Source organism: Bradyrhizobium sp. GW821-FHT12B03 (genome assembly GCF_058807535.1).
The window spans coordinates 105020-130580 of sequence record NZ_JBXAQU010000001.1 but is presented as its reverse complement, the minus strand read 5'-3'; the positions used below and the strand labels follow the sequence as shown (position 1 = coordinate 130580).

The window sequence follows — 25561 nt, the reverse complement described above, 5'->3', positions numbered from 1 at the left end:
GACCGCCACCCCCGCGCAACCGCGAAGCGGTTGTCGCTGGAGGCGCGAACCATGCGACGCACTGCGTCGCGTGGAGAGCCTCGAAGGGCGACGGCCCGGCTGCATCTCGAACGTTCATCCTTCGAGGCTCGGCTTGCGATGCATTCGCATCATAAGCCTCGCACCTCAGGATGACGGGATGGATACTGTCACAGCGGCGTCACCCTCCCCCCAGCCCTCTTGCATGCCTCGCCCCTCTTGTAACAAAACCGTCACACAGCAAAACTAAACGAAGGCGGGGCCGCGATTGCGGCCATGCCGCCTCACCGCAGGGAGAGACTTTGATGCGCCGTTCACTGGTGTTGCTGTCCGCCGGACTGACAGTCTTGTCCACCGGACTTGCCTCCGCCCAGAACAACACCCCTCGCAACCTCATCCTGTTCATTCCGGACGGGCTGCGCGCGCTGAAGGTCACCCCTGAAACGGCCCCCGCGATGGCCGAGGTCCGCGACAAGGGCGTCAACTTCAGGAATCCGCATTCGCTGTTTCCGACCTTCACCATGGCCAACGGCTCGGCGATGTCGACCGGCCATTATCTCGGCGACACCGGCGTGTTCTCCAACACGATCTGGACCAACTACACCTCGGTCCCCGCCGGCGACACCGTGGTCCCCTTCATCGAGAACGACGCCGTGCTCGGCGACATCGACGAGCATTTTAGGGGCGACTATCTCAACGAAGAGACCATTTTGAAGATGGCCCGCGACAAGGGGCTGAGCACGGCGGCGATCGGCAAGGTCGGTCCGACCTACCAGTTCGACCATACCGACAAGCCCGAAAAGCCCGGCCTGCATTCGGTCGTGTTCGACGACTCCACTGGCGGCAAGAACGGCGTGGCGCTCTCGGACGAGGTGAAGGCGGCGCTGACCAAGGCCGGCCTGCCCCTCGCGACGCCGCCGCGTGGCGACAACAGCAAGGCCGGCGATGCCAGGACGCCCGGCACCACCGTCGCCAACGTCGCGCAGCAGGCCTATTTCGCCGACGTCGCCGCCAAGGTGGTGCTGCCGATGTTCAAGGCCCGCAACAAGCCGTTCGTGCTGGTGTTCTGGTCGCGCGATCCCGATGGCAGCCAGCACAACACCGGCGACAGCCTCAACCAGATCAAGCCCGGCATCAACGGGCCGACCTCGATGGCCGGCATCAAGAACGCCGACGACAACCTCGCCCAGCTCCGCAAGGCGCTCGACGAGCTCGGGCTCGCCGCCTCGACCAACATCATCGTGTCGGCGGACCACGGCTTCTCGACGATCTCCAAGGAGAGCAAGACCAGCCCCTCGGCCAAGGTCAGCTATGACGACACGCCGAAGGACTTCCTGCCGATGGGCTTTCTGGCGATCGATCTGGCCAAGGCGCTCGACCTGCCGCTGTTCGATCCCAACGACAAGAATGCGAAGATCGAGGGCAACAAGCATCCCAAGGCCGGCAACGGCGTGCTCGGCAAGGATCCGGAGAAGCCCGATCTCGTCGTCGCCACCAATGGCGGCTCCGACCTGGTCTATCTGCCCAACAAGGACAAGAAGCTGGCGGCGAAAACCATCAAGGCCCTGCTCGAGCAGGATTACGTCTCCGGCCTGTTCGTCGACGACTCGCTCGGCCGCTTCCCCGGCACCCTGCCGCTGTCGAGCATCAATCTGCGCGGCAAGTCGGCGACGCCGACGCCCTCGATCGTCGTCAACTTCCGCTCCTATGCCAGCGATTGCGGCGAGGCGCCGACCAACTGCTCGGTGCAGGTCGCCGACACCGTGCTGCGCCAGGGCCAGGGCATGCATGGCAGCTTCAGCCGCGGCGACACCATGAATTTCATGGCCGCCATCGGTCCCGACTTCAAAGCCGGCTATGTCAGCGAGATCCCGGTCAGCAATGCCGACGTCGGCATGACGGCTGCCCGGCTCATGGACCTGCGCGGTTCGCAGAACGGCGGCCTGGTCGGCCGCGTGATGTCGGAGGCCCTGCCCAACGGCATCGTGCCGAAGGCGTATGCCGGCACGCAGAAGTCCAAGCCTGCCGAGGGCGGCCTCGTGACCGTGCTGAATTTCCAGCGCGTCGGCAGCCAACGCTATTTCGACGCCGCCGGCTTCCCCGGCCGCACGCTGGGGCTCGAGCCGGACGCCGGCAAACAAAAAACGGCGGGGAAGTAACCCCGCCGTTCAGGTGCGTCCTCGTGAGAGGCGCAGAGTTCTTACATGCCGATGTCGAACACGTTCGGCAATTGGCCCGCCAGAGGCAGCGCGGTGGCGCCCAGGAAGGTCGCCACCATTGCCATCAGGCGGCGGTTGTTGTGGCGCTTGCCGCGCATCTGGCCGGCGATCCACTCCAGCATCTCGCTGTTGACCTTGGAGGCATAGGACGGCGCCCAGCTCTCGATATCGGTGTCGGCCGACAGTGCGACGCTGCGCGGCGGCACCTTCAGACCCGAGGCGCTCGCGGCGTAGTGAGCCACGGCCTTGGCCAGCAGGTCGTCGAACCGGCCGCCATCGGTGCGCTCGGTTGCGGCCTCGTTGATCTCGAACAGGACCTCCGCTTCGGCCCGGCTGATCGGCTGGTCGTTGACGGCGGTGGCGGTCAGGATGCGCGCGCACCAGGCGGTGTCGTCGGCATCGAGTGAGCGGGAGAAATGGACCCGGCCCTTGGTGGTCGGGCCTTCGCCCGTGATCACGCCGTCGCGCACGATGGTGAGTGCATGCGCCGCGGTATCGCGGCAGGACGGTTCCAGGGACGGCGACTCAACAGACTTAGGCGCAGCGGCAGACATAGTGCACTTCCAGATTTCTTCTGATCGACCAGCATTTTCATGCGGGCGTAAAGGGGTGGTTAATGATTGGATACGGGGATCGCGACTTTTCTCAATGGTTGCCGATTAGTCGCTATGAGGACCGGTTCGGTTCCGGAGAGCGTCGGGCGAGCGTGATGCGGGTCATAAAAGGCTTTATCGGGGCAATCGAGACCGTGTGGCCCCGGTGGAGATGTTTCGCCGCAGGTGCCCCCGTAACAAAAACGTGCTCGGAAATCAGCCCTTCAGAGGAGGAATTCACATTTTACTTGAAGCAGTTCAGTTGGCGTTCACTTGGGATCGCCAAGTCCCTATACTGGGGCGCACGGCCAGCCAGGAATTTCTAAGTAAATTCAAAGCGATGAGGTAGAACCATGACACTTCCGATCGGCGCCACCGCCCCCGACTTCGAAGCCGAGACCACCGAAGGGAAGATCAAGTTCCACGACTGGATCGGCAACAGCTGGGCGCTGCTGTTCTCGCACCCCAAGGATTTCACGCCGGTTTGCACGACCGAGCTCGGCGCTCTCGCCAAGCTGAAACCGGAATTCGACAAGCGCGGCGTCAAGCTGATGGGCCTCTCGGTCGATCCGGTGGACCGCCATTCGAAATGGTCGGAGGACATCAAGGAGACGCAAGGTACTGCGCCGAACTTCCCGATGATCGCCGATACCGACTACAACGTCTCCAAGCTGTACGGCATGCTGCCGGCTGCCATCTCAGGCGATCCCCTTGTCCGCACCGCCGCCGACAACCAGACTGTTCGGAACGTCTTCGTCATCGGGCCGGACAAGAAGATCAAGCTGGTGCTGGTCTATCCGATGACCACGGGCCGGAATTTTCAGGAAATCCTGCGCGTCATCGACTCGCTCCAGCTCACCGCCAAGCACCGCGTCGCGACCCCGGCCGACTGGTCGCAGGGCGAGGACGTGATCATCGCGGGCTCGGTCTCCAACGACGAGGCCAAGACGATCTACCCGCAGGGCTGGAAAGAGCCGAAGCCCTACATCCGGATCGTGCCGCAGCCGAAATAACTCACTGACATCCCGGGGCGATGCGTCAGCCTCGCCCCGGTAATGATGACGTTGGATTTCAGGCCGCGTGCACGCGGTCGAGGAAGCCGTCGACCTCGGCCTTCAGATGCAGGCTCTCGCCCGACAGCGCCTGGGCCGAGGCGAACATCCGGCTCGAGGTCTCGCCGGTCTCGCTCGCACCCTTGGCAGCGTGACGGACGTTGACGGCGACATCGGCCGTGCCCGACACCGCCGCACGAACGCTGGCCACGATGTTGTGCGTCGCGCCCTTCTGCTGCTCGACCGCAGCCGAGATCGAGCCGGCGATGCCGCTGATGCGCTCGATGGTCTGGCTGATGGCCTTGATCGCGGCGACCGATTCCTCGGTGGCGAGCTGCATGCTGGCGATCTGGTTCGAGATCTCGTCGGTCGCCTTGGCGGTCTGGCCGGCGAGCGTCTTGACCTCCTGAGCCACGACTGCAAACCCGCGGCCGGCATCGCCGGCGCGCGCGGCCTCGATGGTTGCGTTCAGCGCCAGGAGGTTGGTCTGCTCGGCGATCGAGGTGATCAGCTTGACGACGTCGCCGATGCGCGCGCCCGCCTCGGAGAGCTGCGCGATGCGCTGGTCGGTGGCCTCGGCCTGTCGCACGGCCTCGGCGGAGATCTCGTTGGATTCCTGCACCCTCCGGGTAATCTCGGAGATCGACTGGCTCAGCTCGTCGGAGGCTGACGCCGCCGAACGCACGTGCTCGGAGGCGTCCTCGGACGCCCCGGCCGACTGGGCCGACAGTTCGGCGGTCGTGCGCGCGGTATCGGTCAATTGCCGCGCCACGCGCTCGAACTCGCCGGAGGAGCTCAGCACCTTGTCGAGGATACCGCTGACGCTACCGCGGAACTCCTCGACGAAGTTGCGCAGCTCGGATTTGCGCTGCTCCGCCGCGGCGGCGGATGCCGCCACCTGCTCGCTGCGCAAGCGCGCCCGCTCGAGCGAATTGCTCTTGAACACCGCGACCGTGCGGGCGATCTCGCCGATCTCGTCGGCGCGGTCCTCGCATTCGATCGCGACGTCGCTCTGGCCGTTCGCAAGCGCCGTGAGCGAGCGCGTGACCGAAGTGAGCGGCCGGGTGACACGACGCACGACCAGCATGGTGAGGACCAGGACCAGCAGCGCGGCGATGCCGGCCGCGGCGGCCATGCTCTCGATGGCGTGGGCCAGCATGCTCTCGAACTGCGCCATCGGAATGCCGACGTAGAGAATGCCGGCGACCTTGCCGGTCGCGTCCATGACGGGGAAATAGGCGGTCATGAAGGACTTGCCGAACAGCACGGCGGGGCCCTTGTAGGCCTCGCCACGGCGCAGCAGCGCCTGCGCCGGATGATCGGCGGCGAGCTGGGTGCTGACGGCGCGGTCGCCATTTTCTTTCTTCACATTGGTCGAACGGCGGACGAACTGCCCGCTCGCGTCGTCGAACACGAACAGGGTCGCATTGCCCCCGACATAGGACACCGCGCGATCGACGATGGCGTGATCTTTGAACTCGGGCATCTTGGGGATCTCGGCGCGCACGACCGCACCATCCCTCACCGTGATCTTGGCCTCTGGAACGGTCTCGGCAAAGGCCAGCGCCAGCGTGCGCAAATTGACCTCGATGTCGCGCAGCGCACGCTCATTGAAAGCGGACGTGAGCGACCAATAGCCGGCGCCGACCACGAGCGCCGTATTCACGGCGATCAGCAGCACGGCGCACAGGACGGCCTTGGTGCCAAGCTTGAACTGCGGCAGGAACTTCGCCGTTAATGGGTTCGACATGAATGGAACTACCCCCGTAATTCCTGCATAATGTTGCAGTGGACTTACGGTCCCATTAACGGCGGTTCACGCCGCGACATGCTTTCCAAATTGTAAACGAGGATCCGCCTGACCACGCCAAGCGCGCCGCCCATCATCGTGTGGTTTCGCGATGACCTTCGTCTGTCCGATCATCCGGCCCTCCACGCCGCCGCCAAGACCGGTGCGCCAATCGTCTGCCTCTACGTGCTGGACGAGACCACCGGCCGGGCGCCCGGCGGCGCGGCGTGCTGGTGGCTGGCACAGTCCTTGCGGGCGCTCGGAGCCGAGATCGCCGCGCGGGGCGCATCGCTGATCCTGCGCGAGGGACCGGCGGCCAGGGTGATCCCCGACCTGGTGCGCGACAACGGCGCCGTTGCCGTCTACTGGAATGGCATCGCCCAGACGCCGCATCAGGCGGTTGAGCGACAACTCGAGGCGGCGCTGGCAAAGCTCGGCGTGGATTCGCAAATCTTCCCCGGCGACCTGCTGGCCCCGCCCTCGTCGATCCGCAACAAGGAAGGCCGGGGCCTCCGGGTGTTCACGCCGTTCTGGCGGCGCGTGCTGTCGCTCGGCGATCCGCCAAAGCCCCTGCCCGCACCGAAGCAGCTGCGCCCGAGCGGAAAGATCGCGAGCGACACGCTGGAGAGCTGGAAGCTCGAGCCGGGCAAGCCCGATTGGGCCGGCGGCCTGCGCAAGAGCTGGACGCCGGGCGAAGCCTCCGCCCGCGCGCGCCTGCGCGACTTCCTCAAGCACACCGTGCGCGGCTATGCCGGCGACCGCGACCGCCCGGACCGGGAGGGCACCTCAGGCCTGTCGCCGCATTTGAGGTTCGGCGAGCTCAGCCCGCGCCAGGTCTGGCACGCCGCGCGCTTTGCCGCGGCCGAGGATCCCGCGCGCGGGCCCGGCGTCGAAAAATTCCTGAGCGAACTCGGCTGGCGCGAGTTCTGCCGCCATCTGCTCCACGACCATCCCGACCTCGCCACCGCAAACCTGCAATCCAATTTCGACGACTTCCCCTGGCAGCCTGACGGAAAGGCCCTCTCCGCCTGGCAACGCGGGCGCACCGGATATCCCATCGTCGATGCCGGCTTGCGCCAGCTCTGGCACACCGGCGTGATGCACAACCGGGTGCGGATGGTGGTGGCGTCCTTCCTGGTCAAGCACCTCCTGATCGATTGGCGCGATGGCGAGGCCTGGTTCTGGGACACGCTGGTCGATGCGGATGCCGGCAGCAATCCCGCCAACTGGCAGTGGGTCGCCGGCTGCGGCGCCGACGCTGCGCCCTACTTCCGCGTGTTCAATCCGCAGCTGCAGGGCGAGAAGTTCGACCCCGATGGAACCTATGTCCGGCGCTGGGTGCCGGAGTTGAGGGACGTACCGGCCAAGCTGATCCACCAGCCCTGGCAGGCGACGCCGATCGAGCTGGCGAGCGCCGGCATCACGCTCGGCAAGACCTATCCGCAGCCGATCATCGATCACGCCAGGGGACGCGAGCGCGCGCTCGCCGCTTACGCAAAGATCCGCAAAGGTTGAGCGTTGCTTTGACACAATTTTGAAACCCGGTATCGTCAGCGCTCCACGCAAGCAATGGGGGACGATATGGACGACGAGAAGCCGATCACCGAACAGGCGATGGAGACCATCACCACCGCCGTGGAAGCGACCAAGGACGCCGCTGTCACCGCCGTCAAGAAGGTGAAGAAAGCCGCCAAGAAGGTCGCGAAGAAGGTAGCGCCGAAGAAGGCTTCGAAGAAGAAAGCCAAGAAGGCTGCCAAGAAGACCTCGAAGAAGGCTGCCAAGAAGTCGTCGAAGAAAGCGGCCAAGAAGACCGCGAAGAAGGCTGGCAAGAAAGCCGCCAAATCGAAAAAGAAGGCCAAGAAGGCCAAGCGCTGATCACAGCGCGGCGGTCTCCGGGCGCTGCCCGGAGACCGCTCCGGCGAGTCCCCCTACCCTCGCCGTCTGGCGGAGCGGCGGCCAGCGTGATGCTCGCCTTGCGGATCGCGGAATTCGCTGCGATGGCCGCGCCGGTCCTCCTTGGCGAAGCGCCGCCTTTTCTCGGGCGAGCCGAACTGCTTGATCACCCTCCTGCCGTTGACCTTCTTGATGACGTAGCCGCCCTCGGTCATCGAGAACGGCTCCTTCAGCGATCCCATATGGTCGAACTTGGTGCCGCGGGGATGTGCGAACGGTTCGAACCAGGATGGATAGACGAAGTTCGACATCGGAAAGCCGCTGACGAGAAAGGACTCCTCCTCGACGGCATCGCAGACCTCGTAGGCATATTGGGTTTGCCGGGTCTTGTCGGCCCACAGATTGGCCATGGGATCGAGCACCATCTCGAACAGCTCGTGCGATGCCGCGAGGCTGACCGGATCGTCCTCGCCGAGGGCCTTCAGAAAGATCTTCGAGATCGGCTGCCCCCGATGGGTCAGCTCATGCCGCCCGAGGAAGTTCTTGTGGGTGGCATCGTCGAAATAGACCAGCTGCCAGTCGGTGGGCTTCGGCTTGCGGGTGACGTCGAGATCGACCGGGTAGCCCCAGACGGGCAGGAAATGCTCGTCGTAGCATTTCTGCAGCGCGGCCGTGAGCCTCGCCATCATCCGGTCGCTCATCATCTCTTCGGCGTAGTTGATGCAGGCAATCCGGACCGGCTTCAGGGACCTGCCGAGCAGTGCGCGTCGCGCCTTCTTCATGAAATCACCGTGTGAAAGGGAGGCTGACATACGTTCAGCCTAACACGATGCCCCCTGCACATCAGGGATGTGTTCCCGCACTGCGGCCATCTGACTAGACGCGCCGGTTGACCACGAACACCGCAGCGGCGCACATCGCCATGCCGGCAATCGCCAGCGCATCGAGCTTCTCGTCGAACAGTGCGTAAGCCATCAGCGCGGTCACGGCGGGCACGAGGTAGAACAGGCTCGCGACCGAGGTCGCCGCGGCGTGGCGGATCAGCCAGTACAACAGCCCGATCGATCCGATCGAGAGCGCCACGGTGAGCCAGCCGAGCGCGAGCGCGAACTCCCGCGTCCAGTGCACCACGCGATCCTCGAACAGGAAGGCGCCGAGCGCGAAGAAGATGGTGACGGCAACATATTGCACGAAATTGCCGGCGCGCCAGTCGATGTGGTTGCAGTAGCGGCGCTGATAGAGCGTGCCGAGCGTGATACTGACCAGCGAGACCACCGAGGCAAGCCAGCCGAGCCCGGCTTCGCCGGTCATGGGACGGTTGTGCAGGATCAGCACCACGCCGCCGAGACCGAGCACGAGCCCCGCCCATTGCACCGGCGTCACCTTCTCGCCGAGCCAGCGGTTGGCGATGGTCGAGGTCAGGATCGGCTGCAGGCCTGGAATCAGCGCGGAGAGCCCGGCCGGAATCGAATGCGCGATCGCGATCGCGGTGCCGCCGAGATAGAAGCCGTGGACGAGGATGCCGGCAACCGCGCTGTGCGCGATGCCGATTCGGTCCGGCCATTTCGGCCGCGCGATGCCTGCGATGATCGCCATCAGGCCGACCACGATCGCCATGCGGATGGCGAGATAGGTCAAGGGATCGGCATTGTTGATGACGTATTTGGTGCCGATGAATCCGGTGCTCCAGAGCAGCACGAACAGGATCGGCGCGGCGCGGGCGGTCAGGGCTTCTTGATTATGGTTCATTGCCGCCCTCATTGCCCCATGGGGGCCTATGCGGCAATGCGAATTTCGATTGAGCGATGCTGCGCTGCGACGGACGGCGGCGGTTCGACTCGGCCGCTCACCATTCTTCCGGACAGGGGTCGATGATCTTCCAGAGATCGACGCCGTTCTTGATCTTCTTCATGTCGGTGGTGAGCCCGCCATTGCGGCGGATCCAGTCCTTCACCGTATCGGGGTAGTAGGACATCAGATCGGACGTCCCTTCCGCGCTGGTGACCTTGATGCCGAAGGTGAAGGCCTTGTCGTAATAGGCCTGATGGAAGCCGAGGCTGGCCCGCGGCGTCACGCAGATCTTGTTCATCGGGACGATGCCGAGCACGAGCGTACAGGCCGAGTTGCAGATGCCGTCGATGATGACGCGCTCGCCCTTTTCCCGGACGCGCTTGTATTTGGCCTTGTACTCCTCGACATAGCCGCCGTGGTCACGGGTGATATGCAGCTCGGCCCGCGCCGGCGTGGCGGCGGCGAGGCAGAGCAACAGCAGGCTCAAAAGCGTGATGCGCATGGCGGCGGACGACGAAAGCCTTCAGCAATGGGACCGGCCGCGAAGGACCCCCAAAGGGCCGGCAACAAGAGTCTAACCGAATTCTCTTTGGCCACACTTGTGTGGGGAATTCGTTAAGCATCCCGAAAAGGCCAAAAATGGGCAGGGTCCGGCCGCACTTCCGGCAATTCTGTCACACCCACCCGGGAATCTGCGGGATTGGCCCCGTTTTCCGGCCGCCGGACGGGTGTCCTGACGGCCCGAAATGGCTATAACCGGCTGACCTATTCGCACGGGTTCCGGAGAATCGAGATGAGCAAGTTGAAGCTTGTTGCCGCGGTTGCTACCCTGTCGGCCGCAATCCTAGTCCCTGGCCTGGCGGAGGCGCGGGGCCATCACCGGTACCACCGTTCCTACGTCAACCCGCTGCCCTACCCGATCAGCTACCTGCACAATTACGGCCCCGGCGTCACCCCTGGCACCTTCGCCTATTACGACGGCCCCTCGACCAACCACTGCTACCAGAGCGCGGCCGCCTATGTCGGCCAGGACCGCCGCCGGCACCCCTGCTACTGAGGGGCGCTGGCGCGTCCGTTGCGGGCGTCCCTACCTGGCGACTCCCGACAGCAGCAATTGCTTCTCGATCTCGTAGACCGGCAGCTTGACGAGGTCCTTGCCGACCTCGCCCTGAAGCGCCTTGCGCACGACGTCCGAATAATCGGCGCGGATCATGCCGAGCGCGCGCGGTGAGGCCACCATGGTCAGGGCCGAGGTCTCGCCCGAGCTGACCGCGGCGTCGAGCCGGCCGGCCAGGCTGCGCAGGAAGGCGCGCTCGGCCTCATCGTGCCAATCGGTCTGCTCGACCGAGCTACGCGCACCGCCGGCCCCGCCCTGCAATCGGCCCGGCGCATCGCTCCCTTGCGCGCTCGTGGCGGGATTGGGCTGCTCGTGTACCTCCCTGGTGTGGAGATTCGGAAACATCTCGTCGCCGAGGTTTTCCAGAATGAGCGCCTTGCGCCCGTCGCACACGACCAGCCAGTCACCCTTGTCGATTCTCATCTTGTCCATTGCACAGCTCCAAACAAACACTGGGCCTCGGACCGATGCGGACGACCGGCCGAACGCGCTTCGCATTCCGCGAAGGACTGCCCATGGCGGCAAGACTAGGGACGAAGTCGCCGGCGCGAATTGCGCAGGATCAAGAAGGGTGGCGATGTCCCGCGATGCGGCCGGAGCTGGATCAGGCCCGCGGCGGAGTGGAAGGAGATTTGTTCATCAGCATTACATTTCGGTTCTGCCACAATTTGATCAGAACAACTTCGATATCCTGTATCGCGTAAGCGGAGGAAGATATCATGAAGCTCAAGATTGGCGTCGTCGCCGCGTTCCTGTTCGGTGCCCTCGCGGCATCGCCGGCGGTGTCCGCCATGCCCATCGCGCCTGCCCCGGCGGTCCCGCAGGCCTCCGACGTCGAGCAGGTCCGCTGGGTCTGTAACCCTTGGGGCCGCTGCTGGTGGCGCCCGGACTATTATGGATATTACGGGCCGCCGCGGCCGTACTACGGCCCCCGGTATTATGGGCCGCGCTACTACGGCCCGCGCTATTATGGCTACGGCTATCGCCGCTGGTGACATTCGAAGGGGCCCTCGGGCCCCTTCGCTTTTGCGAGATCGTGGATGCCCACGCGCGCCTGATCGGTCTGGAGCCAATCCAAAACTGATCTAGATCAAAGAGCAAAGTTCGCCGTACCGTCATTCTACGGTAATGGCCGAGTTGATTGTTTTTCGATGCCCCCAGACGGGCATGAATGTGCAGACGCATCTGGAGAAGCAGCAGAGACCGGAGGGACGAAGCTTCGAGTCCTTCGCCTGTCCGGCCTGCACGCGCCTCCATTTCATCGACCTCGCCTCCGGCCAACCGATGAACCGGGAACGTTGACGGTAAAATGATCTGACGGATGTCATGGCATGATGTCCGCAATACTACGGCCCGGAATTCGGTTTACTGAAGCGTGATGTTTCGTCATTGATGGCGACGTACCGACGTTCATTTGATTGTCACATTGCAGCAGCCGGTCAGACGCATGTTCGACGCCCTCGCCCCGTCCACCGCGCTTCAATTGATCGGCTTTGCCGATGTCGATGCCTTTCGGCCGATCGAGTCGATGGAGGATGCGAGAAGCATTCCGCTCGACGTCCCGAACTTCGCGGCCGCCCGCGCCGTCGTCTCTCTGCCGGCGTGCCGCATCGTCGTGATGAGATCCTTCGCGCGCATCCTCGACACCGCTTATCGCATGCCGGGCGGGATGGTGGTCCTGCCGATGACCGACGACCTTCGGGTCAACTCCAAGGGAGTGGATCTCGACGCGCGCTTCTTCGTTGCGCTCCGCGGCAACGATGAATGCCATTTCGTCGAACCCCAGACCAATTATCATGCGATGATCATCTTCTCGCCCGGCCTGAGAGACCGGGGCTGGTTCGATCATGCCGACGATTTGCGGGCCTACGTCGCGAACCGGCCCGCCCTGCTCCACGCCCGGCAACTCCTGCTCGATATCCTGCGAACCGCGTCGGTGCAGCCGCTCCTGTTCGAGACCACCGAGGCCGCCGCCCATCTCGAGGAAGGCCTGCTGCTCGCGCTCGACGATTTGTTTCGGATCGATGTGCGCCCGGATCGGAGCACTTCGGTCCAGGGCGGGCGGTCGGCCAAGCTCGTGCAGCGGATCGACGATTACGTCGCGGCCTATCCGACCGCTGCGATCTATACGGCCGATCTCGCCGGAGAGTTCGGTGTCTCGATCCGGACGCTCAGCGGCGCAGTCAGCAAGGTGCGCGGCATGAGCCTGCACCAGTACATCCGCCTGAAGAGATTGTGGGCGACCCGCACCCGGCTGCTCAAAGGCGGCGGCGTCACCGTCGCCACCTGCGCGCGCGCCCAGGGTTTCCATCACATGGGCGAGTTTGCCGCGGCCTACCGTGCGACCTTCCACGAGACGCCCTCGGACACGCTGGCGCGGGGCCGGCAAACCAGTCTCCTGACAGGCTGATCCCCGCCAAACCGCTTCCACGGCCGCGGCATCGCCGTGGAACGGAGCTGGAACACCGACGGGGGGTGGCGCGCTCGGAGAGATTCGAACTCCCGACCCTCGGAATCGAAATCCGATGCTCTATCCAGCTGAGCTACGAGCGCCCTGGCCCGAATATTGGGCCGAAACCGAGACGTGCCGGACAATTGCTGGCGAGCCAGCACACCGGACGGCGTTCGGACGCGCTCGGATTAGCAGAGAGGCTGGCCAATAAAAAGCCCTTCCCGCCGTCACCGAGGCGGGTCAGAGCCGGCTCTCACCAGGTCGTGTTGAAGAGACCGAAATGCGGCTGCTGGGCCACCAGCATCACCGGCCGGCCAGGCTGCCCGGGCTGCGGCGCCGGATGCGCTCTCGCAACCTTGCGCTTCGGCTGAGACAAGGCCGGAGAAGCCTGAGGAGGTTGGGCCTGGGCCTGCTGGATCTGCCCCTGCGGCTTGGCGTCGATCTTCCTGGACGCGGCGGCACCGGCCTTCGGGTCCGGCGTGAACTGGGCGAACGTCTCGCGCACCCGCGCCTTGGCCGACATCTCGGCGAGCGCCGCCGAGGCGGCATCCTGCACCGGCGGCTGGGGCGCAACGACAGCGGCGGTCTTCACCGCGGGCGCGGCCATCATCGGCCGGCTGGTGTCGAGCACGACACGCTCAGGCAGGTGACGATCGGATCGGATCCGGATCAACGGCTGATCATTGCCGGCGGTCGCGACGGCTTGTGTCACGGGCGAGGCCGGCAGAACAAAGTTCACTGCGAACAGCAGTGCGAGCAAGGCTCCACCGACAAAAAGGAAATACCGAAAGATGGGCATTAACCGTGCTCCGCCCCCCGCATCCCCGCGTGGGCTCTCCGCCTTAACAGGCGATACTTCAATTGGTTCCTGACCCAGCCGTTGGGTTCAAATGGCAACGCCAAGTTTTTTCGCCAAGGCCCGGTAAGGGTAACTTTTCCGCTACCCGAAAATGCCGCGCCTTACGCGCGACGGGCTGCGACCAGCGAACACTTCGCCTGATCGGCATTGACGTTGACATAGCCGACAGCGATGCGCGCGAAGGTCTTGCGGCTCTTCATGCCGACCGTGTCGGCCAGAACGCGGCTGCGGTCGGTCAGATGACTGCCGTCGCGCCGGGCGAACGCGCAAACGATCGCCACATCCTTTACGGCATAGTCATTGTCATTTCGCAGCGTGAACGTCACCAGCGCCTTCGAGCCAAGACCGCCGCGGCGCCAGGTCTGAGAGGAAATCCTGAGACGGTCGAGTTCTGCCGCAGCCAGAGCCTGGGCTTCGGACGCCGGCGTGACCGCGGCGGCCGTATCGGATGAAGGCGCCGTCTCGACGGATGCCAGCTCCGGCTTCACCGGTTCAGCGCTGTTACCTTTGGGGAGCGGGAGCAGCATCCAGACGCCGCAGCCGACGATGATGGCGGCCAGCAGCCACAGCAGGCTTCGGCCACACGAGACGCTCGCAACCCTCACGACCCGCGCCAGACGCTCGCCGATGCCGGCGAAGCTCTCCGTCCCGACCCGCTCAAGCCCTGCGCTCATGGCTGTATCACCGATGGTGGCCGCAACAGGTCCGACGACGGACCCGGCCACTGCTTACCTTAATCCGGGAGACGAACTAAGGTTCCCGCGCTTCAAGCGAGTCGGCAAGGACGGTGGCGATCACCGCCCCGGACCGCTAACATGCGCCGCAATATCGAAAGCCCCCGTTGGGAGAACATGAAATGCCAATCGCTGTCACCTGGGATCACGTCCATCTGCGCAGCCCCGATCCGGAGGCCACGGCGGCCTGGCTGCGGGACATCCTCGGCGGCGAGATCGTGCGTGCGCCCGGACGGATCGACGTGAACCTCGGCGGCGCCAGGATCTTCATCGCACCGCTCGAGGGCGACAACGCCGTCAGCCCGCCCCCGCCGCATCCGCACCAGGGCCTCGACCATTTCGGACTCACGGTAAAGGACATCGACGCGGTGGCCGCCGAGATCAAGGCCAAGGGCGTCGCGTTCACGCGCGAGCCGACGACGATCCGGCCCGGCGTGCGCATCTGCTTCATCCGAGGCCCCGAAGGCATTTCCATCGAGCTGCTCGAGCGCGACAAGAAATACACCTGACGCGGCGCGCACCGCATCCGCCATCAGCAAGACCTAGCGACGTGCCGCCTGACGCAGCTAAGTCATGCTGCCGGGCATGAAGCAGCGGATGGTGACGCCCATATAGCCGTAGATCGGCCACACCATGGTACGCCCGACCCGGTTCGGCTCCGAGATTACGGCCTCGTCGGGCACGTCGACCCAGACGAGTTCCTGCTTTTGGCCCTCGAGCGCGTAGCCATAGCGCGGGACGCGGACACGATAGCGCCCGTCCTTGCTATCCCAGTCGGTGTCCGAGAGCGCGGAGCCGTCGGCATCGGAGCAGCATGGCCCCTTGCCGCTTCGCAGTCCGTCGAACCAGGCCTTCAAGTCGGCATTGGTGTTGACGAACTGGCCGCGGTCGCGGGCGTGCCCGAAGGGGGCTGCGAGCGCGATCAGGGCCGTGGCGCATGCCAGTCTCGTCACGCTTCGCCAGCGTGTCGCGCTGCCAATCCGCCGTCGTTCGTTTTTGCAATTCGTGGCACGCGCACTGTACAGATGCGGCTGATCGCCGCCGGAATCGATCCAGTTGCTCACGTTTGTCTTGCTCCAGCACCCCGCGGCCAGTGCAACAATGGTTATGCATTTCGCGGGCCAACTTGATTCGCAACGACTGGCCTCGCCTCATGATGAGACCGTCATAACCGCGTCATAGACAAGTCGGGATAATTACGGTCCGCGCCACGGGACAGCTTGCCGGCCGGCAAACTGCCGCGTTGCGCGAGGGGATACGCTTTGGCATAAAAGCTCTACCGGTTACGCCATTGGGCGATGGCGGCCGGCCTGCGGGACGTTATGAAGAACGGCCTCTATTCGATCCACGTGAACCTGCTCGATGGTCGAGTCGGCAAGGGCAGCGGCGTGATTCTTTTCCGCGACGGCAAGATCCTTGGCGGCGATGCCTACCTCTATTACACCGGCAGCTACGTGGTGAAGGATGACCACTCCTTCAAGGGCGAGGTGCTGGTGCAGCGGCACACCTCACCGCGAGGCGACGACAATCCGCTGTTCGGCGGACCGGCGCCGGTCGGCATCGGTGTCAGCGGGACCTACACGGACACGCGCGCGGAGATGACCGGAACGGCGCTCGTCGGCAAGGCCAGCCTGATTTTCGGCGCCACTCTGCACAAGCTCGCCGAGGTGGATTAGCTATTCCGCGGCCTGCTCGAGCGGCGCGGTGCGCGGCAGGATGATCTGGATGCGCGTGCCGCTGCCCGGCTCGGAATCAAGATCGAGCCGGCCGCCGAGTCGGTTGGTGACGATGCTGTAGACGATGTGCAGCCCGAGGCCGGTGCCGCCCTGGTCCCGCCGCGTGGTGAAGAACGGATCGAAGGCACGGCGGCGGACGTCGAGCGACATGCCGCAGCCGTTGTCGGAGAAGATGATCTCGACATTGTCCTTGCCGGACTCGCGCACCTGGATGTCGATGATCCCCGGGCGCCCGTCGGGAAAGGCATGCGCCACCGAATTGAGAAACAAATTGGTCAGCACCTGCCCGTACGGGCCGGGGTAGCTGTTCATGGTCAGGCTGGGCTGGCAATCGACATTGAGCGTCAGATTGTGTTTGCGCAGGCCCGGCCGCAGGCTCATCACCACCTGCTCGGTGAGGTCGCCGAGATCGAAACTGCGCTGGTCCGAATAGTTGCGGTCGGCCGCGACCTGCTTGAACGACTGGATCAGCTCGGCGGCGCGGTTGAGATTGGAGACGAGCTGCGAGGACGCGTCGCGGCTGGTGTTGAGGAAGTCGTTGAGCGTGGAGCGGCGGAGCTCGCCGCGCTCGACCTCTGACGTGAACATCGCGGTCTTGCGCTCCAGCGCAGAAGCGACCGTGAGGCTGATGCCGACGGGGTTGTTGACCTCATGCGCGACGCCCGCGACCAGCCGTCCAAGCGCTGCGAGCTTCTCCGCCTCGATCAGCGAGGCCTGGGTCTCGCGCAGATTGCGCAGCGCAGTCTCCGCCGATTCCTTGGCCTTCCGCATCTCCTGCTCACCGCGCTTGCGCTCGCCGATGTCGAGCGCCACGGTGACGATCCGCTCGATCTCGCCCTCGGCATCGAGCAGCGGCAGCTTGTTGACCAGCCATTGCCGCATGTTGCCGGAGCTATCCTTGTACTCCTCCTCGTAGAAGCCGAGCCCCTTGCGCAGCTTCAGCACCCGCTTGTCGTTCTCGTCGGTCTTGGCCGCGCCGTAGCGCGACATCAGATCCGCGGTGGTGCGGCCCAGCGCATCGCCGGGCTCGATGCCGAAGATGCCGGCCATGTAGCGGTTCATCAGCACGTAGCGCAGGTCGCGGTCCTTGACGTTGATGACCGCGGGCACGGTGTCGATGACCTGCTGGAGCAGGCGCCGGCCTTCGGCGATGGCGTCTTCCGCCCGCTTCTGGTCGGTGATGTCGCGCAGCGTGCCCTCGTAGCGGACGATATTGCCCTGCTCGTCCCGCACGCCCGTGGCGCTGTCGGAGAGCCACAGGATATCGCCGCTGCGCTGGCGCACCTGGTATTCGAACTCGCGCACCATGCCGTCGCGCGACATCAGCCGCTGATATTCGTCGCGCGCCTCGGGATGGACGTAGATCGTGTGGGCGATGTCGTTGATGCTGTCGATGAGGTGCTGCGGGCTGTCATAGCCCATCATCCGCGCCAGCGCCGGGTTGGCGTTGAGGAGGTCGCCGGCCGGCGTCGTCACGTAGATGCCGTCGACCGAGCCCTCGAACAGTTTCCGGTAGCTCTCTTCGGCGAGGCGCTGCTCGGTGAGCGCGCGCACCGCTGCCTCACGCGCTGTGTCGGCCTCCTCCAGCGCGCGGCGGAACACTTCGGCGGCACGTGCGATGTCGCCGATCTCGTTGTCGAGATCCGCGGACGGGATCGAGGTGTCCTTCTGGCCGGCGGCAAGCGCGCGAATCGAGCGCGCGATCTGGGCCAGCGGACGCACCGTCCGCCGCACCACGAAGCCGGCCGCCAGGATGCCGATCAGCACGCCGATGCTGCCGAGCACGATGCTCTGCCACCGCGCCTCCGTCAGCGTGCGGGCAAAATCGCGCGACAGCACATGGCCGCGCCTGGCGCTGACCTCACGCAGCAATTCGGTGACGCGGCCGATCAGGCGGCCCTCGGTTCCCAGCACCTCGCGGTCGATGTCGGCGATCTGTCGCTCCCGGACGGCGACCGCCATGATCGCCTCGGCGTAATCATTCACGGCCGTCCTGAGCTTGGCGTCGGGGAAGTCCATCGTCCGCATGTTCTGCGCGGCCTGCTCGGCCGCGGAGGGATTGCGCGCGAGCAGCCCGAGCGCGATCCGGCTCTGTGCCTCGGACAGCCGTGAGGCGAGCTCGCGGTCCGCGGTGCCGGAGACGGCCGCGTCGAACTGGTCGCGCAGCGGCGGCAATCCGGCGAGCAGCTGGGCGCGACGGTCGATCAGGGTGGAGATTCGCTCCAGGCCATTGCGATAGGTCGCAAGCCGCTCGGTGACCCCGTCGATCATGTCCTGCTGCTCGGGCGCAAGCTCGATGCGGGTCTTCTTCAGGATGTCGCTAAGCGTCGAGGCCGCCTCGCCCACCTGCTTGAACTGGATGCCGGCGCCGGGGTCGGTGACGAAGTCGCGGGCGGCAAGGCGCAGCTCGTTCATGCGGCGGTCGATGTCCTCGGCAAGGTCGCCGACGCTCTGGAGCCGCTGCAACTCGGCGAAGGTCGTGTCGATGTGCCGGATCGCGATCACGCTCGCGGCCGAGGTGACGATGATCACCGCCAGCACCAGGATGAAGCTTCCGAACGTCAACTGGCCGATGGACAGCGAGAAGATTCGCTTTTTCTCGGGGGGCGGCGTCAATTCGGCGGACATTGGTGCGTTGAGGACCGGGCTATCTATTGGAAGCCCAATATACGACGTATTGCACGCCCGGGGGAACATGCCTCGCGCCCCGGAATATCCTTAATGTCGTGGTTCTCGACCCGCCCTCCTCGCCGGCTCTATGACGTTTTGACGCTTGCCCCCCGCCGGGCCTGGATCGTCATGGCGGCGACGCCGAGCACGACGCAGGCGAGCCCGACACAGGCAGTCCGGCTCAAGGTCTCGCCGAGGAAGGTAACGCTGATGGCGACCCCGATCGGCACGCGCAGATAAGCCTGCGCGGTGGTGCCGACCGAGCCCAGGGTCTGGATCAGGCGGAAATAGATCGCGAACGCCGCCGCGGTCGAGAACACCGCGAGCGCGAGCAGCGCCAGCACGGAAGCCAGCGACGGTGACAGCGTCCAGGGCTGCCCGACGATCAGCGAGGCCGGGATCAGGGCCGCCGCGCCGGCAAGCAGTCCCGTCCATTCGCGATGGACGGAACCTAGCGCGTCCGCAGCAGCCAATACTTCGTTGCTTGTCGAAGTATATCAGCCGACCGCGCCGACCTCGAACACCTCGCCGTCATAGCCCGCCTCGCGGGGGATGCGGAGCTGGCGGCCGGTTTCGGTCTTGGTCATGACGGGCATCACCGTGACGATGGACATGCCGCGGGCATGCTCCAGCGCGGCGCTCACGCTGTCCTGCTTGGCGAGCCGGATCAGATTGCGCGTGGTCGGGAACGGCAGCTTGAAGCGGCCACTCTCGCCGCCCTCCACCGCCTCGCGGGGCGACACCCAGATCGAATCGGTGGATTCGCGGCCGTCATGCGCGCCGAGTTGGTCCGGGGGCGCCGCGGCCAGGAAGAACCAGGTGTCGAACCGCTTCGGCATGCCCTCCGGCGTGATCCAGTGCGCGTAGGGCACGAGCGTGTCGAGCGCGAGCTGGAGGCCGTTGTCGGCGAGGATGCTGAGGAAGCTGATCTTGTGCTCGTTGAGTGGGACGCGATGCTTGTCGGCGAGCTCGCCGGCGCGCTTGGCATCAACAGGCGTGCCCGAGCCCTTCACGCGCGCCAGCAGGATGCCGCTCTCCTCAAAGGTCTCACGGATCGCGGCGATACGAAAACCGCGATCCGATTCACTCAAGCCCTCGCCGCCCGAATAGAGGTCGGACCGGACGACAATCTCCTTGTCGCCGGCATCGACACTGCCACCGGGAAACACCAGCGCGCCCGAGTTGAACTCGATCTGATGATGGCGGACCATCATGAAGACTTCGACTTCGTCGCGGCTCTTGCCGTCGACCTTTGCGCCGTCACGGAGCAGGAGGATTGTCGACGCCGGGCGTGATGCTGATGTCTCGGCCATGCAACTAACCTGCGGCGCTGGATTGCGGGCCAAGATTGGCGCGCTTGTCGACGCGAGCAACACGCGACAGCAGATACTCGACCTCCGCCTTCGCTGTCGCCGTGATCGTCGCACCGGGCTTGCGCTGCGCGCTGGAGGCGATGATGCCGCGCTTCTGGAGCACCCATTTGCGCACGGCAAGGCCGGCGCCCGGCTGCTGTTCGTAACGGATCAGCGGCAGATGCGCGTCGAACAGATCATGCGCGGCATCGCGCTTGCCGGCCTTGGAGAGGTTCACGACGTCGATCAACAACTCGGGGAAGGCGTAGCCGGTCATGGCGCCGTCGGCGCCGCGCTCCATCTCGAAGTCCAGGAACGTGCCGCCATTGCCGCAGAGGATCGAGAGCGGACGCAGCGAGCCGTCCTTCTGGAAGCCGCGCAGGGTCGTGATCTTCTCGAGGCCCGGCCAGTCCTCGTGCTTGAGCATCACGCAGTTCGAATTGTCCGTGACGATCTTGCGGATCACGGCCGGCGTGAACACCACCTGCAAGGTCAGAGGATAGTCCTGGAGCACCCACGGAACATCCGGGCCGATCGCCTCGGCCGCCTGCTTGAAATAGCCGATGATCTGGTCGTCGGTGCGCAGCGAGGGCGGCGGCGCGATCATCACGCCGGCGGCACCTGCGTCCATCGAGGCCTTCGCCAGCGAACGCATGGTGGCAAAGCCCGGCGCTGAGACGCCGACGATCACCTGCATCTTCTTGGCGCGCTTGACGAAGCGAACCGCCACCTGCTCGGCCTCGGCGGCATCGAGCTTCGGCGCCTCACCAAGGATGCCCAGCACCGTGACGCCGTCGCAGCCGACCTCCTCGTAGAAATCGGTCAGACGGTCGATCGAGCGCTCGTCGATCCGGCCGTCATCATGGAACGGCGTCGGCGCGATTGCGAAGGTGCCCTTGGCGTCGGCGGTCAGTTTCATCGTCTTCCTTGTTTCTCTCTGTCGATGGCTAAAACCTCCGCGCACCCATCTTGATCTGCTCCTCGGAGAAGAAGATCTCCTTGGCATGATCGGCGATGTCCTGGGCCTTCCAGCCCGTGTGCGGCGGTTTCCAGCCGTCCATTTCCATCATCCGCATCTCGCGCACGCCGCGGGGCCCGGACACGCCCAGCACCTTGCCGGTCTGGTCGCCCGACAAGTCGCTGACCATGTATAGCACGGCCGGCGCGATGCCGTCCGGCCCCAGGGCCGCCGAGGGGTTCTCCTTATAGCGGGGCAGGTCTGCGGTCATGCGGGTCAAGGCACCCGGGGCCAGCGTCCAGATCCGGATGTTGTACTTGCGGCCCTCGATCGCGAGCACGTTGGACAGGCCCCAGATGCCGCCCTTGGCCGCGCCGTAATTGGTCTGGCCGAAATTGCCGATCAGCCCTGATGTCGAGGAGGTGTTGACGATGACGCCGCCGCCGTTTTCCCGCATCCAGCGAAACACCGGCATGGTGCAACAAAAGGTACCCTTCAGATGCACCTTGATGACCTTGTCCCAGTCGGCCTCGGAGGCCTTGGCGAAGGTCTGGTCGCGCAAGATGCCGGCATTGTTGACCAGGATGTCGGCGCGACCAAAGTGCTTGATGGCGTCGTCGAACACCGACTGGCCGCCTTCCATGGTGGAGATGTCGGCGCCGTTGGCGACCGCCTTGCCGCCCTCGGCCTTGATCGCGTCCACGACCTGCTGCGCCATGGACTTGTCGGCGCCGGAGCCGTCGCGTGGGCCGCCGAGATCGTTGACGACGACCGAGGCCCCTTCGCGCGCGAACAGTCTTGCGTAGGCCTCACCGAGCCCGCCGCCCGCGCCGGTGATCAGCGCAACCTTGCCGTCGAGCAGTCCCATGGTGGCTTCTCCCTGGTTTTTGTTTCTTGCTCCGTCATGGCCGGGCTTGTCCCGGCCATCCACGAACTTGGTCACCGACTACAACGAAAGAACGTGGATGCCCGGGACAAGCCCGGGCATGACGAAAATAACTCAGAGCAGCGCAGGCGGCCCGCCCTAACCCAGCACCGTCTTCCCATTCTTGATCACGGTCACGCCGCGCGACTTCACCTTGGCTTCGAACGAGATCACGTTGCCGTCCTTCCAGAGGTCCATGGTCACGGTCTCGCCGGGATAGACCGGCGAGGAGAACCGCGCGACGTGCTGGCGGAAGGCGCTCGCATCATAATCGGCATAGGTCTGGAGCACGCCGCGGCAGGTGATGCCGTAGGTGCACATGCCGTGAAGGATCGGACGCGGGAAGCCGGCTTTCTTCGCAAACTCGGGATCGCTGTGCAGCGGGTTGCGGTCACCGCAGAGGCGATAGACCAGCGCCTGGTCGGGGCGCGTGACGATGTCGATGGTCTTGTCGGGACTGCGCGTGGGGATCTTGTGCGGATCGGGCTGGGTCAGGTTCGGCCCGCCAAAGCCGCCGTCGCCGCGGGCAAAGCGCGAAGCGACCAGCGTTGCCAGCTTCTCGCCCATCTCGTTCTTCAGCACGGTCTGGTGGCTGATCACGACGCCCTTGTCCTTGCCCTTGTCGTAGACCTCGAGCACCGAGGAATCGGCGGTGATGTTGGCTGCGACCGGCAGCGGCCGGTGGAAGGTGATGTCGCGCTCGCCGTCGACCACCATCACACGGTTGAGATTCATCTCGCCAGGCCCCGAGCCCCACGCCGCAACGGACGCAAAGGTCGGCACCACTTTCAGCGGCCGCGGCGTCAGGGTGCCCTCGTTGACGAAGGCGAGCTCGTTCTCGTCCATGGGATCGGCGCCGAGGCCGATGCCGTAGGCGTAGAGCATCACCTCGCGATCGCCATAGGCGTATTTCTGGCCAATGTTTTTCAGGCCCTTGAGTTCTTCGTATCTGGCGGACATTTTGTTTGTTTCCTCCCGGCATTCGTCTCAGCGAGCAGCGGCGCCCGTCAATGCGCCCTCTCCCCATGTGGGAGAGGGCTGCGCCGCTCTTGCAACAAACTCACTCAGGTGAGGGGTTGGCTCCGCAGTGACACTTTGCGTGTGGAGAGAGACCCCTCACCCGGCAGCCTTCGGCTGCCACCCTCTCCCACAAGGGGAGAGGGTTACATCTCGCTTTGCGTCAGGCCACCGTGAAGAACGGCAGCGGGGCGCCGTCGGTCGGCTTGAACACCACCTTCACCTTCTGGCCGATCTTCAGCTTTTCGAGATCGCAATCGACGAAATTGGTTTGCAGCGACGGGCCTTCCTTCAGCGTGACGTAGCCGATCGCGTAGGGACCGGTCGGCGACTTCCGCATCAGGCTCCAGGTATAGATCGTGCCCTCGCCCGAAGCTTCCTCCCACACCGTCTTGTCGGAGTAGCAGAACGGGCAGATCGAGCGCGGGAAGTAGTGCGCTTCGCCGCAGGCGGTGCAGCGCTTGATCATGAACTTGCCTTGCTTCGCGGCGTCCCAAAACGCGGCGGTTTCGGGGTTCGTCACCGGGGCGGGATATTTTTTCGCTTCGCTCATCACACGCGCTCCAGAATGGCGGTCGAGGCGGCGTGGCGAACGCCCAGAAGGCCGCCGGTGCCGTGGGCGATGGCGAGATCGCAGTTCTTGACCTGCACCTTCGGATGCGCCTCGCCGCGCAGTTGCCTGACGGCCTCGAGGATCTTGGTCATGCCACCGCGGTTGACCGGATGGTTGCTGCACAGGCCGCCACCATCGGTGTTGAACGGCAGCTTGCCGACGCCCGAGATCAGATTGCCGTCGGCGACGAACTTGCCGCCCTCGCCCTTTTTGCAGAAGCCGAGATCCTCGAGCTGCATCAGCACGGTGATGGTGAAGCTGTCATAGATCGAGGCGTATTTGATGTCCTTCGGCGTGATGCCGGCTTCCTCGAACGCGCGCGGGCCGGACCAGATTCCGGCGGAGTAAGTGAGATCGAGATCCTTGCCGCCGCGCGGGCCCTTCATCGCCTCGCCATGGCCGATCAGCTTGACCAGCGGCTTCTTCAAGCTCCTGGCAATCTCGGGGGTCGTCACGATCAGCGCGCCGCCGCCGTCGGAGACGACACAGCAATCCATGCGATGCAGGGGATCGGAGATCATCGGCGAGTTCAGCACGTCCTCGACGGTGACGACGTCCTTGAGCATCGCATGGGGATTGTACTGCGCGTGATGCGAGGCCGCGACCTTGATCCAGGCGAGCTGCTCGGAGGTGGTGCCATAGTCGTGCATATGGCGCATGGCACACATGCCATAGGCATTGTGCGTGGTCGCGCCGTAAGCGGACTCGAAATCGGCTTCCGCACCGGCCGCGCGCGGCGGCATCACGCCGGTGCGCGGCTTGCCGGCGAGCGTGATCAGCGCGATCGAGCATTTGCCCGCGGCGATGGCTTCAGCGGCATGGCCGAGATGAATGATGTAGGAGCAGCCGCCGGTCTCCGTGGAATCGACGTGACGGAGCTTTTTGGTGTTGAGGCCGAGATAATCGACCATCGGCCAGGCGCCACCGGGCGCATCGCCCGCGCAGAAATAGCCGTCGACATCGTCCTTGCTGATCCCGGCATCCTCGATCGCGCCCTTGGCGACCTCGGCGTGAAGCTGGGCGGTGGATTTGTCCGGCGCATGCCGGGTCGGGTGTTCGTAGATCCCGGCAATGTAGGCCTTGCCCTTGATGGTCAAAACAGAGGTCTCCGCTCGCGTTTCTTCTTGGCTCTTTTTTCTGAACCGCGGTGGGCTGATTGGCAAGCGCGGAAATATTCCGCCCTGCGAGAGGGCAGCGGGTTGGCGCAACTCCCTGTTCCGTCATCCTGAGGCGCGAGTGGCGTGATGCAACGCATCGCGCCGGGAGCCTCGAAGGATGCACGGCCCGGCTATCTCGACAGCCGCGCCGCGACAGGCGGGCCGTCGCCCTTCGAGGCTCGCCGAAGAGGCGAGCGCCTCAGGATGACGGTTATGGAGTGCCCATCTACCTCTCCATCGTCATTGCGAGCGCAGCGAAGCAATCCAGAGTCTTTCCGCGGATGCATTTCTGGATTGCTTCGCTGCGCTCGCAATGACGGAGTTCGTGGGCAACGACGTCGCTATTCTAATTCACATCTCGACTGCAGACACACCCTCGCATCCTCGCGGCGCTTCACGCCCGAGCCTTGCTTCCGTCTTGCTCCCCTGTCGGAACAGAGGGCGCAGGGAAGACCGGGTGCCGGCCGGGCACCCACGGTCCACTGTGCGAAAGTTGCGCTACAAGAGGCTGCACAGCGGCATACAGGTGTGGCCAGACATCCGGCCTTCCCTGCGCAGTGGCTTTACGGCTTATGTCGTGCTCTCCCCGGGGAGCGTTGCACTATTGCCCCCGTCG

General features: G+C 64.8%; 25 protein-coding genes, 1 tRNA gene and 1 pseudogene. 9 read left to right on the top strand and 18 right to left on the bottom strand.

Annotated features, from left to right (window positions below; translation table 11 throughout):
• The first annotated feature begins 323 nt into the window (after positions 1 to 323).
• Positions 324 to 2177 carry an alkaline phosphatase family protein gene (locus AC1RUR_RS00705; RefSeq protein ID WP_492840340.1) on the top strand — a complete coding sequence of 618 codons (1854 nt, stop codon included), beginning with the start codon at positions 324 to 326 and terminating at the stop codon, positions 2175 to 2177.
• A 41-nt stretch (positions 2178 to 2218) separates the two neighbouring features.
• Here the strand turns inward: AC1RUR_RS00705 and AC1RUR_RS00700 are convergent, their stop codons facing one another.
• A complete protein-coding gene (locus AC1RUR_RS00700) occupies positions 2219 to 2791 on the bottom strand; it encodes a hypothetical protein (protein ID WP_492840338.1) in 573 nt (190 codons plus the stop codon).
• A 392-nt stretch (positions 2792 to 3183) separates the two neighbouring features.
• On the opposite strand from AC1RUR_RS00700, the gene AC1RUR_RS00695 reads away from it, so the two are divergent.
• Positions 3184 to 3843: a peroxiredoxin gene (locus AC1RUR_RS00695; protein WP_492840336.1), complete on the top strand. Its 660-nt coding sequence runs from the start codon at positions 3184 to 3186 to the stop codon at positions 3841 to 3843.
• Between the two features lie 58 nt (positions 3844 to 3901).
• Here the strand turns inward: AC1RUR_RS00695 and AC1RUR_RS00690 are convergent, their stop codons facing one another.
• Positions 3902 to 5632, bottom strand: a complete 1731-nt coding sequence (locus AC1RUR_RS00690; RefSeq protein ID WP_492840334.1) for a methyl-accepting chemotaxis protein — start codon at positions 5630 to 5632, stop codon at positions 3902 to 3904.
• A gap of 108 nt (positions 5633 to 5740) precedes the next feature.
• Between AC1RUR_RS00690 and AC1RUR_RS00685 the strand changes: the two genes are divergently transcribed.
• Positions 5741 to 7186, top strand: coding sequence for a cryptochrome/photolyase family protein (locus AC1RUR_RS00685; protein ID WP_492841552.1), 1446 nt, complete (start codon positions 5741 to 5743; stop codon positions 7184 to 7186).
• A 66-nt stretch (positions 7187 to 7252) separates the two neighbouring features.
• Complete coding sequence (locus AC1RUR_RS00680) at positions 7253 to 7546, top strand: histone (RefSeq protein ID WP_492840332.1); 294 nt, start codon at positions 7253 to 7255, stop codon at positions 7544 to 7546.
• A gap of 53 nt (positions 7547 to 7599) precedes the next feature.
• On the opposite strand, the gene AC1RUR_RS00675 is transcribed toward AC1RUR_RS00680, so the two are convergent.
• The 3 genes from AC1RUR_RS00675 to AC1RUR_RS00665 form a co-directional block, all read right to left on the bottom strand.
• The gene (locus AC1RUR_RS00675) at positions 7600 to 8346 is read right to left on the bottom strand and encodes a hypothetical protein (RefSeq protein ID WP_492840330.1); all 747 of its coding nucleotides are present in this window, start codon (positions 8344 to 8346) and stop codon (positions 7600 to 7602) included.
• A 94-nt stretch (positions 8347 to 8440) separates the two neighbouring features.
• Entirely contained in the window at positions 8441 to 9313 is an 873-nt protein-coding gene (locus AC1RUR_RS00670) for a DMT family transporter (protein ID WP_492840328.1), read from the bottom strand.
• A gap of 97 nt (positions 9314 to 9410) precedes the next feature.
• The gene (locus AC1RUR_RS00665; protein ID WP_271575809.1) at positions 9411 to 9857 is read right to left on the bottom strand and encodes a hypothetical protein; all 447 of its coding nucleotides are present in this window, start codon (positions 9855 to 9857) and stop codon (positions 9411 to 9413) included.
• A 291-nt stretch (positions 9858 to 10148) separates the two neighbouring features.
• Here AC1RUR_RS00665 and AC1RUR_RS00660 point away from each other — a divergent pair, with 291 nt between their 5' ends.
• Positions 10149 to 10412 (top strand): hypothetical protein, encoded by a 264-nt coding sequence (locus tag AC1RUR_RS00660; RefSeq protein WP_492840326.1) that lies wholly within the window; start codon positions 10149 to 10151, stop codon positions 10410 to 10412.
• Between the two features lie 30 nt (positions 10413 to 10442).
• Here AC1RUR_RS00660 and AC1RUR_RS00655 read toward each other — a convergent pair whose 3' ends face one another.
• Positions 10443 to 10904, bottom strand: coding sequence for a host attachment protein (locus tag AC1RUR_RS00655; protein WP_492840324.1), 462 nt, complete (start codon positions 10902 to 10904; stop codon positions 10443 to 10445).
• A 287-nt stretch (positions 10905 to 11191) separates the two neighbouring features.
• On the opposite strand from AC1RUR_RS00655, the gene AC1RUR_RS00650 reads away from it, so the two are divergent.
• Positions 11192 to 11467 (top strand): hypothetical protein, encoded by a 276-nt coding sequence (locus AC1RUR_RS00650; RefSeq protein WP_492840322.1) that lies wholly within the window; start codon positions 11192 to 11194, stop codon positions 11465 to 11467.
• A 452-nt stretch (positions 11468 to 11919) separates the two neighbouring features.
• Positions 11920 to 12882, top strand: a complete 963-nt coding sequence (locus AC1RUR_RS00645) for an AraC family transcriptional regulator (RefSeq protein WP_492840321.1) — start codon at positions 11920 to 11922, stop codon at positions 12880 to 12882.
• Positions 12883 to 12948: 66 nt separating this feature from the next.
• Here AC1RUR_RS00645 and AC1RUR_RS00640 read toward each other — a convergent pair.
• The 3 genes from AC1RUR_RS00640 to AC1RUR_RS00630 all read right to left on the bottom strand — a co-directional run bounded on the left by AC1RUR_RS00640 (position 12949) and on the right by AC1RUR_RS00630 (position 14457).
• Positions 12949 to 13025: transfer RNA gene (locus AC1RUR_RS00640), tRNA-Arg, on the bottom strand.
• 152 nt (positions 13026 to 13177) lie between these two features.
• Positions 13178 to 13723, bottom strand: a complete 546-nt coding sequence (locus tag AC1RUR_RS00635) for a hypothetical protein (RefSeq protein ID WP_492840319.1) — start codon at positions 13721 to 13723, stop codon at positions 13178 to 13180.
• 161 nt (positions 13724 to 13884) lie between these two features.
• Positions 13885 to 14457 carry a hypothetical protein gene (locus AC1RUR_RS00630; protein WP_492840317.1) on the bottom strand — a complete coding sequence of 191 codons (573 nt, stop codon included), beginning with the start codon at positions 14455 to 14457 and terminating at the stop codon, positions 13885 to 13887.
• A 182-nt stretch (positions 14458 to 14639) separates the two neighbouring features.
• Here AC1RUR_RS00630 and AC1RUR_RS00625 point away from each other — a divergent pair, with 182 nt between their 5' ends.
• Complete coding sequence (locus tag AC1RUR_RS00625; protein WP_492840315.1) at positions 14640 to 15026, top strand: VOC family protein; 387 nt, start codon at positions 14640 to 14642, stop codon at positions 15024 to 15026.
• 57 nt (positions 15027 to 15083) lie between these two features.
• Here AC1RUR_RS00625 and AC1RUR_RS00620 read toward each other — a convergent pair whose 3' ends face one another.
• Positions 15084 to 15581, bottom strand: a complete 498-nt coding sequence (locus AC1RUR_RS00620) for a hypothetical protein (RefSeq protein WP_492840313.1) — start codon at positions 15579 to 15581, stop codon at positions 15084 to 15086.
• Positions 15582 to 15839: 258 nt separating this feature from the next.
• Between AC1RUR_RS00620 and AC1RUR_RS00615 the strand changes: the two genes are divergently transcribed.
• Positions 15840 to 16193, top strand: a complete 354-nt coding sequence (locus tag AC1RUR_RS00615; RefSeq protein WP_492841550.1) for a GrlR family regulatory protein — start codon at positions 15840 to 15842, stop codon at positions 16191 to 16193.
• Here the strand turns inward: AC1RUR_RS00615 and AC1RUR_RS00610 are convergent, their stop codons facing one another.
• The 8 genes and pseudogenes from AC1RUR_RS00610 to AC1RUR_RS00575 form a co-directional block, all read right to left on the bottom strand.
• A complete protein-coding gene (locus AC1RUR_RS00610) occupies positions 16194 to 18881 on the bottom strand; it encodes a PAS domain S-box protein (protein WP_492840311.1) in 2688 nt (895 codons plus the stop codon).
• 128 nt (positions 18882 to 19009) lie between these two features.
• Positions 19010 to 19348 (bottom strand): annotated as a pseudogene (locus AC1RUR_RS00605) (EamA family transporter); the annotation flags it as partial.
• A gap of 72 nt (positions 19349 to 19420) precedes the next feature.
• Positions 19421 to 20236, bottom strand: a complete 816-nt coding sequence (locus AC1RUR_RS00600) for an NUDIX hydrolase (protein ID WP_492840309.1) — start codon at positions 20234 to 20236, stop codon at positions 19421 to 19423.
• A gap of 4 nt (positions 20237 to 20240) precedes the next feature.
• Complete coding sequence (locus AC1RUR_RS00595) at positions 20241 to 21194, bottom strand: dihydrodipicolinate synthase family protein (protein WP_492840307.1); 954 nt, start codon at positions 21192 to 21194, stop codon at positions 20241 to 20243.
• A gap of 28 nt (positions 21195 to 21222) precedes the next feature.
• The gene (locus AC1RUR_RS00590; RefSeq protein WP_492840304.1) at positions 21223 to 22101 is read right to left on the bottom strand and encodes an SDR family oxidoreductase; all 879 of its coding nucleotides are present in this window, start codon (positions 22099 to 22101) and stop codon (positions 21223 to 21225) included.
• Positions 22102 to 22257: 156 nt separating this feature from the next.
• Positions 22258 to 23118 (bottom strand): MaoC family dehydratase, encoded by an 861-nt coding sequence (locus AC1RUR_RS00585; RefSeq protein ID WP_492840302.1) that lies wholly within the window; start codon positions 23116 to 23118, stop codon positions 22258 to 22260.
• Positions 23119 to 23338: 220 nt separating this feature from the next.
• Positions 23339 to 23728, bottom strand: coding sequence for a Zn-ribbon domain-containing OB-fold protein (locus AC1RUR_RS00580; RefSeq protein ID WP_492840300.1), 390 nt, complete (start codon positions 23726 to 23728; stop codon positions 23339 to 23341).
• Positions 23728 to 24885, bottom strand: coding sequence for a thiolase family protein (locus AC1RUR_RS00575; RefSeq protein ID WP_492840298.1), 1158 nt, complete (start codon positions 24883 to 24885; stop codon positions 23728 to 23730). Before AC1RUR_RS00575 ends, AC1RUR_RS00580 begins: the two co-directional genes overlap by 1 nt.
• Between the last annotated feature and the right edge of the window lie 676 nt (positions 24886 to 25561).

Coding starts and splice junctions, on each gene's coding strand:
- AC1RUR_RS00705 (WP_492840340.1), top strand. CDS start 324: ATGCGCCGTTCACTGGTGTTGCTGTCCGCCGGACTGACAGTCTTGTCC.
- AC1RUR_RS00700 (WP_492840338.1), bottom strand. CDS start 2,791: ATGTCTGCCGCTGCGCCTAAGTCTGTTGAGTCGCCGTCCCTGGAACCG.
- AC1RUR_RS00695 (WP_492840336.1), top strand. CDS start 3,184: ATGACACTTCCGATCGGCGCCACCGCCCCCGACTTCGAAGCCGAGACC.
- AC1RUR_RS00690 (WP_492840334.1), bottom strand. CDS start 5,632: ATGTCGAACCCATTAACGGCGAAGTTCCTGCCGCAGTTCAAGCTTGGC.
- AC1RUR_RS00680 (WP_492840332.1), top strand. CDS start 7,253: ATGGACGACGAGAAGCCGATCACCGAACAGGCGATGGAGACCATCACC.
- AC1RUR_RS00675 (WP_492840330.1), bottom strand. CDS start 8,346: ATGAAGAAGGCGCGACGCGCACTGCTCGGCAGGTCCCTGAAGCCGGTC.
- AC1RUR_RS00670 (WP_492840328.1), bottom strand. CDS start 9,313: ATGAACCATAATCAAGAAGCCCTGACCGCCCGCGCCGCGCCGATCCTG.
- AC1RUR_RS00665 (WP_271575809.1), bottom strand. CDS start 9,857: ATGCGCATCACGCTTTTGAGCCTGCTGTTGCTCTGCCTCGCCGCCGCC.
- AC1RUR_RS00660 (WP_492840326.1), top strand. CDS start 10,149: ATGAGCAAGTTGAAGCTTGTTGCCGCGGTTGCTACCCTGTCGGCCGCA.
- AC1RUR_RS00655 (WP_492840324.1), bottom strand. CDS start 10,904: ATGGACAAGATGAGAATCGACAAGGGTGACTGGCTGGTCGTGTGCGAC.
- AC1RUR_RS00650 (WP_492840322.1), top strand. CDS start 11,192: ATGAAGCTCAAGATTGGCGTCGTCGCCGCGTTCCTGTTCGGTGCCCTC.
- AC1RUR_RS00645 (WP_492840321.1), top strand. CDS start 11,920: ATGTTCGACGCCCTCGCCCCGTCCACCGCGCTTCAATTGATCGGCTTT.
- AC1RUR_RS00635 (WP_492840319.1), bottom strand. CDS start 13,723: ATGCCCATCTTTCGGTATTTCCTTTTTGTCGGTGGAGCCTTGCTCGCA.
- AC1RUR_RS00630 (WP_492840317.1), bottom strand. CDS start 14,457: ATGAGCGCAGGGCTTGAGCGGGTCGGGACGGAGAGCTTCGCCGGCATC.
- AC1RUR_RS00625 (WP_492840315.1), top strand. CDS start 14,640: ATGCCAATCGCTGTCACCTGGGATCACGTCCATCTGCGCAGCCCCGAT.
- AC1RUR_RS00615 (WP_492841550.1), top strand. CDS start 15,840: ATGAAGAACGGCCTCTATTCGATCCACGTGAACCTGCTCGATGGTCGA.
- AC1RUR_RS00610 (WP_492840311.1), bottom strand. CDS start 18,881: ATGTCCGCCGAATTGACGCCGCCCCCCGAGAAAAAGCGAATCTTCTCG.
- AC1RUR_RS00600 (WP_492840309.1), bottom strand. CDS start 20,236: ATGGCCGAGACATCAGCATCACGCCCGGCGTCGACAATCCTCCTGCTC.
- AC1RUR_RS00595 (WP_492840307.1), bottom strand. CDS start 21,194: ATGAAACTGACCGCCGACGCCAAGGGCACCTTCGCAATCGCGCCGACG.
- AC1RUR_RS00590 (WP_492840304.1), bottom strand. CDS start 22,101: ATGGGACTGCTCGACGGCAAGGTTGCGCTGATCACCGGCGCGGGCGGC.
- AC1RUR_RS00585 (WP_492840302.1), bottom strand. CDS start 23,118: ATGTCCGCCAGATACGAAGAACTCAAGGGCCTGAAAAACATTGGCCAG.
- AC1RUR_RS00580 (WP_492840300.1), bottom strand. CDS start 23,728: ATGAGCGAAGCGAAAAAATATCCCGCCCCGGTGACGAACCCCGAAACC.